6 protein-coding genes are annotated in these 8949 nt (G+C 41.6%); all 6 read right to left on the reverse strand.

The annotated features are described in order from the left end of the window. Positions 1-148: 148 nt before the first annotated feature. Positions 149-928, reverse strand: coding sequence for an enoyl-CoA hydratase (locus FLK20_RS19455; RefSeq protein ID WP_194165697.1), 780 nt, complete (start codon positions 926-928; stop codon positions 149-151). Positions 929-950: 22 nt separating this feature from the next. Next, on the reverse strand, positions 951-1160 hold the full coding sequence (locus FLK20_RS19460) for an acetyl-CoA carboxylase biotin carboxyl carrier protein subunit (RefSeq protein ID WP_152658256.1): 210 nt from the start codon (positions 1158-1160) through the stop codon (positions 951-953). Beyond that, a complete protein-coding gene (locus FLK20_RS19465; RefSeq protein ID WP_152658257.1) occupies positions 1150-2517 on the reverse strand; it encodes an acetyl-CoA carboxylase biotin carboxylase subunit in 1368 nt (455 codons plus the stop codon). The genes FLK20_RS19460 and FLK20_RS19465 overlap by 11 nt, the downstream gene beginning before the upstream one ends. A 16-nt stretch (positions 2518-2533) precedes the next feature. After that, entirely contained in the window at positions 2534-3676 is a 1143-nt protein-coding gene (locus FLK20_RS19470) for an acyl-CoA dehydrogenase family protein (RefSeq protein ID WP_152658258.1), read from the reverse strand. A gap of 301 nt (positions 3677-3977) precedes the next feature. After that, positions 3978-6443 carry a DNA topoisomerase IV subunit A gene (gene parC / locus FLK20_RS19475; RefSeq protein WP_152658259.1) on the reverse strand — a complete coding sequence of 822 codons (2466 nt, stop codon included), beginning with the start codon at positions 6441-6443 and terminating at the stop codon, positions 3978-3980. A 25-nt stretch (positions 6444-6468) separates the two neighbouring features. Further along, complete coding sequence (parE, locus tag FLK20_RS19480) at positions 6469-8424, reverse strand: DNA topoisomerase IV subunit B (RefSeq protein ID WP_152658260.1); 1956 nt, start codon at positions 8422-8424, stop codon at positions 6469-6471. Between the last annotated feature and the right edge of the window lie 525 nt (positions 8425-8949).

Genomic DNA, 8949 nt, shown 5'->3' on the forward strand with positions numbered 1-8949 from the left:
TGGCAGTAAGAAAGCATAAACTTTCTTACTGCCTAAGTGTAACGATCTTGATGGGACGGGTAATCGCAAAAGCTTTTCGGTGGGGCGGCCCCAGTCCCCAACCAGGGTTGTTACCTAACAGTTTGGTGACAACCAGGTTTTCTAACCTTCAGTTTCCTTGATAATCAGGCTTTCTTTTCTCTTGAAATGCAAGTAAACCTTCTTTTCTATCTTTTGTCGGTATAAGTTTTACGTAAGATGCATGCTCCAGTTGAAGAGCTTTATCGATGGGAAGGTCTATGCCCTGATTGATCGCTTTTTTAGCCTGCTTCATTGCAATTGGTCCATTTTTTGTTATTTTTCGGGCAATACTAATTGCCTCATCCTGTAAAAAAGAGGCGGCGACTGATCGCTCAATCAGTCCAATAGCCAAAGCATCCTCTGCTGAAACTGTTTTAGCTGTATAAATAAGCAGTTTTGCCTGCCCAACCCCGATTAACCTTGGCAATCTCTGCGTACCTCCGGCTCCCGGTATAATCGCCAGGGATGTCTCTGTTAATCCCAGCTTGACATGATTGGCAGCAACGCGCAGATCACATGCCAGGGCTATTTCCAGCCCGCCTCCAAAGGCGACGCCATTGATAGCAGCAATAACAGGGACATCTATTTTTTCTATGGAATCGCAGACCCTGCTAATTCGCTGAACTGCCGCGACGACATCTTCATCATTCATCGTCCTTCTTTCTTTTAAATCAGCCCCGGCACAGAAAGCCTTCTCGCCACTGGCAGTGATAACCACACAGCGAATTTCTTCATCATCCCTGATTTTTTGAATGCAATTCTCTAAATCTGTTAACATAGCTGAAGATAAAGCGTTTGCAGCTCCCGGCCGATTTAATGTGATAACAGCTATATATTGATCAACTGTTTCATAGTTTACAAGTTGCATAAGCATTCACTCCAAACTAGATTTATTCAACAATAGCTATCGTGTCTCCTTCATTGACAAAATCTCCTTCCTGCACCTTCCATTCCTTTAACATTCCTTTTTCTTCAGAAGCAATCGGGATTTCCATTTTCATCGACTCTAAAATAACAACATCCTGACCCGCTTCTACAGATTCTCCTTGCTGTACTGTAATTTTCCACACATTCCCTGCCATTGATGCTTTAATTTCCATTCTCATTACCTCCTGTGTTCGGTTGATAGTATTTGCTTAAAAAGGATGTTTGTGTATCTCCTTTTTGAAATGCCTCATACGTTATAATTTCCTGAAGCATCGGTATATTGGTTTTAATGCCTTCTATTTTCAAACGACGCAACGCTTTTTCCAGCTTATTGATTGCTTCCGGCCTATTTTTACCATAAACAATCAGTTTCGCAATCATCGGATCGTAAAATGGTGTAACCGTATCTCCGGAAGTAACGGCACATTCATTACGGATACCTTCCCCTTCAGGCAGCTCCAATGCTGTAATTTTACCCGGTGATGGAAAAAAACGAATCGGATCTTCCGCATAAACCCGTACCTCAATCGCATGCCCATTTCGTGTTATCTCTTCTTGTGTCAAAGAGAGAGCTTGATGATTAGCGATGTTAATTTGTTCTTTTACGATATCTATCCCCGTTATTTCCTCCGTAACTGGATGCTCTACCTGAATACGTGTATTCATTTCCAGAAAATAAAATTGCTCAGACTCATCAACCAGAAATTCAATGGTTCCGGCATTGGTATAATCAATCGATTGTGCGGCAATAACAGCTGTTTCTCCTAATTTTCTGCGAAGCTGTTCAGAAATAGATGGTGAAGGTGCTTCCTCCAATACCTTTTGGTTCCGGCGCTGAATCGAGCATTCCCGCTCAAATAAATGAACAGTGTGCTGATGATGATCTGCTAACACCTGCACTTCAATATGCCTGCTGTTTGTGATGTGCTTTTCTAAAAACATTGCCCCATCCCCAAAGAAAGAAGCAGCCCGCTTAGAATTATTTTCGAAGGCTTTTTGCAGCTCCTCCGAAGAGTGTACGACCTCCATTCCGATTCCTCCACCGCCTGCAGATGCTTTTAACATGACGGGATAACCGATCTGTTCCGCAAAACGGATAGCATCATCCATCGATTCCAGAGCATGATCTGTACCGGGAATAACTGGCACACCAGCTGCTATCATCGCTTTTCGAGCTTCAATTTTACTCCCCATCAGTCTTAAAATATCTGCTTCAGGACCAATAAAAATAATCTGTTCTTCCCTGCACCGTTCAGCAAATGCCGGACTTTCACTCAGGAAACCATAGCCTGGATGAATCGCATCAGCATTGGTCTTTTTAGCCACCTCCATGATTTTATCTAATTGCAGATAGCTTTGCTGTACTTGTGAAGGACCGATATGGTATGCTTCGTCTGCTTCCTGTTTAAATAAAGCATTTTCGTCCGCATCAGAATAAACAGCTACGGTCTTAATACCTGATTGTTTGCAGCTGCGGATTATTCTTCGCGCTATCTCGCCGCGATTAGCAATTAATATTTTTTGTATCATAGGCTCCTCTCCTTCTCTAGCATCCCAGCTGTCTGGCAATTACCAGGCGTTGAATTTCAGATGTCCCTTCTCCAATTTCTAATAATTTCGCATCCCTGAGCAGCCTTTCTACCTCATATTCGCGCATATAGCCATAGCCGCCATGAATTTGAATGGCCTGATTTGCGGCGCGGAAGGCTGTTTCCGAGGCATATAATTTAGCGTAGGCAGCTTCCTTGGAAAAATTCCTGTCTTGATCCTTTAACCAGGCTGCTTTATAAACCATATTTCGTGCCAGTTCTATTTCCATTGCCATATCTGCTAATTTAAATTGAATCGCCTGAAAGCTGGAGATCGATCGGCCAAACTGTTTACGGTCTTTCGCATATTGCAAGGAACGGTCTAAAGCCGCCTGGGCAATCCCGACAGCCAATGCTGCGATAGAAATTCTGCCGCCATCTAATGTTTTTAAAAATTGCCGATGCCCTTGATGCGCTGTACCAAGCAAATTTTCTTTAGGGACACGAACATGATCTAAAATGACTTCAGCGGTGTCTGATCCACGCACACCCATTTTGTCATAATCACTCCGGACAGTCAGTCCTTCAGCATCAGTCGGCACAATAATAGCAGAAATTTTATTCTTATTGTCCGCATCTTTTTTAGTGACTGCTGTAACAATTATAAAATCTGCAAAGCTGGCATTAGTGATAAAACATTTTTCTCCTTGAATAATATATTCATCTCCGTCCAGTCTTGCAGTTGTTTTCGTACCGCCGGAATCCGACCCTGCATTTGGTTCTGTCAAGCCGAAAGCCCCCAGCGATTTTCCTTCTGCAACCGGCTTTAAAAATGTTTGTTTTTGCTCTTCAGTTCCAAAATAATAAATGGGACTGGCTCCTAAGGAAACTGCTGCCGCATAGCTTAATCCAGTGCTTCCGCAGCGGCGTCCAATCTCCTCAACAGCGATTGCATACGAAATCGTATCACCGGCAGAGCCACCGTAGCTTTCAGGAAATGGAATCCCCAATAAACCAAGCTTCCCCATATCTTGAAAGATATCCTCTGGAAAAGCTGCATGAACATCGATATCGATTGCCCTTGGCCGGATTGTTTTTTCTGCAAAATCAGAAACCATCCGCTGAATCATCTGCTGTTCTTTTGTTAAATCAAAATCCATTCTCGTACCCCCTTTTGACAATTTGAACACGCTTACATTTTCATTTTATCAAAAGCCGGGAGTTAGGTAAAGAAAACTTGGCAAGCCAAGCCTGAAAGGCGCAGGATTGCCAAGTTTTCATCGACTAAGTACGTCACGTCGTGTGACCAATGATACTAGGACAGCGTGTCCATCGTACTTTTTTCCTTAAAATCTTTATGATTTCTTAAAGTGCAAAGAAAAACATCTACATCTTTTTTGAAAACATTTCTTAAATGTAAAAATCTCCCCAGCAATGCTTTCACATGCTAAGGAGATAAAATTATTTTGGCGATTCCTCATCGCCATTTCCAAATGGTTTTTCATAGGTTGTTTCTTGATAAACCTCAATGACTTCGCCAGCCTGATCAGTATCGACCATAAATGAACCGTTGCTATAGCGGTCAGCTGCAGACAGCTCTAACGGATATACTTTATGCGTCTCTCCATTTTCTGTTTTATAGCAGATAATTTCCTGATTATCTACCATAAAGAAGCCCTTAATTCGATGAGCTTTGTTCTTTAGTTCTTTTAACATAATTAATCCACGTTTTGCACGGCTCGCTTTTTCAAAGACTTTTAACTTCATACGTTTACATGCACCGCGCTGAGTCATGACAAACAAGTCTTTGGATGCTTCCTGATCAAATACTTGTCCATTCACAACGAAGTCATCCTCTTTTAAAGCAATAGATTTCACCCCGGCCGCTCTTTGCCCTACAATAGATACCTCTGCTTCATCATACCATAAGCCATAGCCTTTATTTGTGGTAATAAATATATCCTTCTTGCCATCTGTACGACTTACATGGACAAGCTCATCGTCATTTTTCAGGTTTAAAGCAATTAACGCCTTGCCACGACGCTGCGCTTCATAAAGCTTGAACTCGCTTCGTTTGACCATACCGTTTCGGGTAAAGAACATTAAGAAGCCATCCTCTGCCTTAAAATCACGGACAGGAATAACTTTAATCAGGTGTTCATCCTTTTCCAGCGGAACGATATGCGATACATGCTGCCCCATATCCTTCCAGCGAATATCAGGAAGCTCATGAACAGCACACAGGATATACCTTCCTTTGTTCGTAAACAGCATGATGTTATCCGTCGTATTGACTTCCAGCAGACTGATTGGATGATCATCGTCTTTAAGCGGTAAATCACCGGTATTGGAAGCTGCATACGAACGGAGGCTGGTCCGTTTTACATAGCCATCTCTGGTAACAGAAACTAAGACATCCTCGCTGGCCACGGTTACCTCTATATTAATTTTTAATTCCTCTACTTTTTCTTCAATATGTGTGCGGCGGGCGTCAGCAAATTTTTTCTTAAGCTGTCTCAAATCGCTTTTAATCGTTTGCAGTAATTTCTTTTCACTTTCTAAAATGGCTGCAAGCTGCTCCATCTGCTTTCTTAATTCACTTGCTTCTTCTTCTAATTGAACAATATCTGTATTGGTTAATCGATAAAGCTGCAAGGTAACAATCGCTTCAGCCTGTGGCTCTGTAAAACCATATTTATCCATGATCTGCTTTTTGGCATCCGCCTTATCCTTTGATGCACGGATCGTTGCAATCAATTCATCTAAAATGGAAATAGCTTTAATTAAGCCTTCCACAATATGGGCTCTCTTTTTTGCTTTGTTTAAATCAAACCGCGTCTGATTTGTCACAACCTCACGCTGATGACTGATATATGCATCAAGAAGCTGCGGCAACGATAGAAGCGTCGGTGTTTTATCTTTAATCGCAACCATGTTGAAGTGATACGTAACCTGTAAGTCTGTATTTTTATATAAGAAATTTAAGATACCTTCACTATTTGCATCCTTCTTTAATTCAATAACAATACGGAGTCCAGTCCGGTCCGTCTCATCGCGTACTTCCGCAATCCCCTCAACCTTCCTGTCAATGCGGAGCTCGTCCATTTTCTTAACCATTGTTGCTTTATTTACTTCATAGGGAACTTCGGTAACAACAATTTGTTCACGGTTTCCTTTTAATGTTTCAATAGCTGCTTTCCCGCGAACAATAACCTTTCCTTTGCCGGTTTCGTATGCTTTTTTTATTCCTTCAACCCCTTGAATGATACCGCCAGTCGGGAAATCAGGGCCTTTCAGCACATGCATTAAATCGTCTACACGGCATTCTGGTTTATCAATCCGCATAATCACCGCGTCAATCACTTCTCCTAAATTATGAGGAGGAATATCTGTGGCATACCCTGCGGAGATCCCGGTTGAACCATTTACTAAGAGATTCGGAAATTTCGCCGGTAAAACAACAGGCTCATCTGTTGTTTCATCGAAGTTAGGAATGTATTCAACTGTCTCTTTATCAATATCCCGAAGAAGCTCGGAAGCAATTGGAGATAATCTTGCCTCTGTATAACGCATCGCTGCAGGAGGGTCCCCGTCGATACTGCCATTGTTCCCGTGCATTTCAATCAGCCCATTACGCACTTTCCAATCCTGACTTAAGCGGACCATTGCCTCGTACACGGACGAATCTCCATGAGGATGATAATTACCTATTACGGTTCCAACTGTTTTTGCAGCTTTTCTGAAATTCTTTTCATGTGTATTTCTCTCTACATGCATAGCATAAAGAATCCGCCGTTGTACAGGCTTCAAACCATCTCTTGCATCCGGAAGCGCACGATCTTGAATAATATATTTACTATATCTTCCAAAACGGTCTCCTATTACTTCTTCTAAAGGAAGATCTAAAAATTTCTCTGTTTGATCCAAATGGAATCACTCCTTACAATCCGAACTAATCTTCTTTATGAATATTTTCATTTTCTAAAATGGTTCCGTCTTCTTCCAAGCCAAATTTCACGTGACCTTCAATCCATTTTCGGCGGGGCTCTACTTTATCCCCCATTAACGTTGTTACTCTTCGTTCTGCACGGGCAATATCATCAATGGATACGCGAATCAGGGTACGGGATTCCGGATTCATGGTTGTTTCCCATAATTGATCCGCATTCATCTCGCCAAGACCTTTATAACGCTGAATAATATATCCATTCTTTAATTCTTTAATTGCTTTTTGCAGTTCATTTTCGTCCCATGCATAGCGTGTTTTCTCCTGTTTTCCCTTCCCCTTGGAAATTTTAAACAGCGGCGGAAGTGCAATAAATACTTTCCCAGCCTCTACTAAAGGCCGCATATATCGATAGAAAAAGGTTAACAGCAGTACCTGGATATGCGCCCCGTCTGTATCTGCATCTGTCATAATAATAATTTTGTCGTACTGGACATCCTCCATGTTAAAACCTCCGCCGACACCCGCACCGATCGTGTGAATGATCGTTGAGATTTCTTCATTTTTAAAGACATCCTCAAGCTTTGCTTTTTCCGTATTAATAACCTTTCCTCTAAGTGGCAGCACAGCCTGAAATTTACGGTCACGACCTTGCTTTGCGGAGCCGCCTGCTGAGTCCCCCTCTACAAGATATAGTTCATTCTTTTTCGGGTTCTTTGATTGTGCCGGAGTTAATTTGCCGCTCAGCAAGGTATCTTTTCTTTTACGTTTTTTTCCGCTGCGGGCTTCTTCTCTGGCTTTTCTCGCTGCTTCCCGTGCTTCTTTTGCACGAATCGATTTTTTAATCAGCAATGTAGAAGTCTCTGCATTCTCTTCTAAAAAGTAGGTCAGATTTTCAGATACAACCGCATCTACTGCCGAACGGGCTTCTGTCGTCCCCAATTTGCCTTTTGTCTGTCCTTCAAATTGCAGCTTGCTCTCTGGTACACGAACAGACACAATAGCAGTCAGGCCTTCGCGAATATCTGTACCTTCTAAATTCTTCTCTTTTTCTTTTAAAAGTCCTGCTCTTCTTGCATAATCATTTATTGTCCTGGTGATTGCTGTTCTCGCTCCGAATTCATGGGTACCGCCATCTCTGGTCCGGACATGGTTGACAAAGGAGAGCATATTTTCAGCAAATCCGTCATTAAATTGAAAAGCAAATTCCACTTCAATTTCCGATTGTTCGCCTTCAAATGAAACAACTGGATGAAGCACGTCCTTTTCTTCATTCAGCCACGCTACAAAGGACTCCAGGCCTTCAGGATATTCATAAACCTGCTGTTCACCATTATGTTCATCCTTCAATTCAATTTTTAACCCTTTCAATAAAAAGGCAGATTCTCTTAAACGCTCGGAGATGGTTTCAAAATTAAATACTGTTGTCGAGAAGATAGCCGGGTCCGGCTTAAAGTGAATACAGGAACCTTTCTTTCTGGAAGGCCCTTTATTCTCTAAGGTCGTTACCGGATGCCCGCCATTTTCAAAGCGCTGTTCATACTTATGCCCATCACGATAGGTAGTTACGGTCAGCCATTCGGATAAAGCATTCACGACCGAAGCTCCGACGCCGTGTAATCCTCCACTTGTTTTATAGCTTCCTTGACCGAATTTTCCTCCTGCATGCAGCACCGTAAATATAACCTCAGTCGTAGGCTTTCCTGTCGCATGCATCCCGATCGGCATACCGCGGCCGCTATCCTCTACTGAAATACTGTCATCTTTATGTATGGTTACCTTGATTTGATTGCCGTGACCGGCCAGAGCTTCATCAACAGCATTATCAACAATTTCATAAACAAGATGATGTAACCCGCGAATGTCTGTACTTCCAATATACATTCCTGGCCGTTTTCGTACGGCATCCAGTCCTTCCAGCACCTGAATGGAGCTGTCAGAGTATTGATATTCATTCTCCACGAATCATCTTCTCCTTTCAAAAATTCCTCATATACACATCACAGAACATTCGTTCCTATTTGTAAAAGAAAAAAAGCACAAAGCAATAATTCAGTGACAAACAAACCGGATTACAAATCCTTTAATAAAAATTTGCAAGTAACTGAATGCTGAGAGCTTAAGATCGCTACACTATAAGGTGCTTTCTTCTTTCTGCCACTTATAAATATTTAAAGCTTGTTTGTACAACTATAGAGCATAATCTATTTTTCCGTCTAGTCTAAACATGCTCATTTTCTATTTATCGACAATCTTTTTCACTTGCAGATGGATTACAATCAGCATTTTATACCATACAATTCCTTTTATGGAATACACTGAAATGCATTGCATCAATGTTTATACCATTTAATATCTTATTTGAAAAAGCTGAGAAAAGCAAGGTAATGAATTCATTTGAAGCTAATTTATGGTTGAAATTAAAAATCTTCCTATTATTTCAAAATAAAGTAATCTATAATCAAAACCACCAGTGTGAACTGGTGG

Source organism: Oceanobacillus sp. CFH 90083 (genome assembly GCF_009389585.1).
Taxonomy (GTDB): domain Bacteria; phylum Bacillota; class Bacilli; order Bacillales; family Amphibacillaceae; genus Oceanobacillus.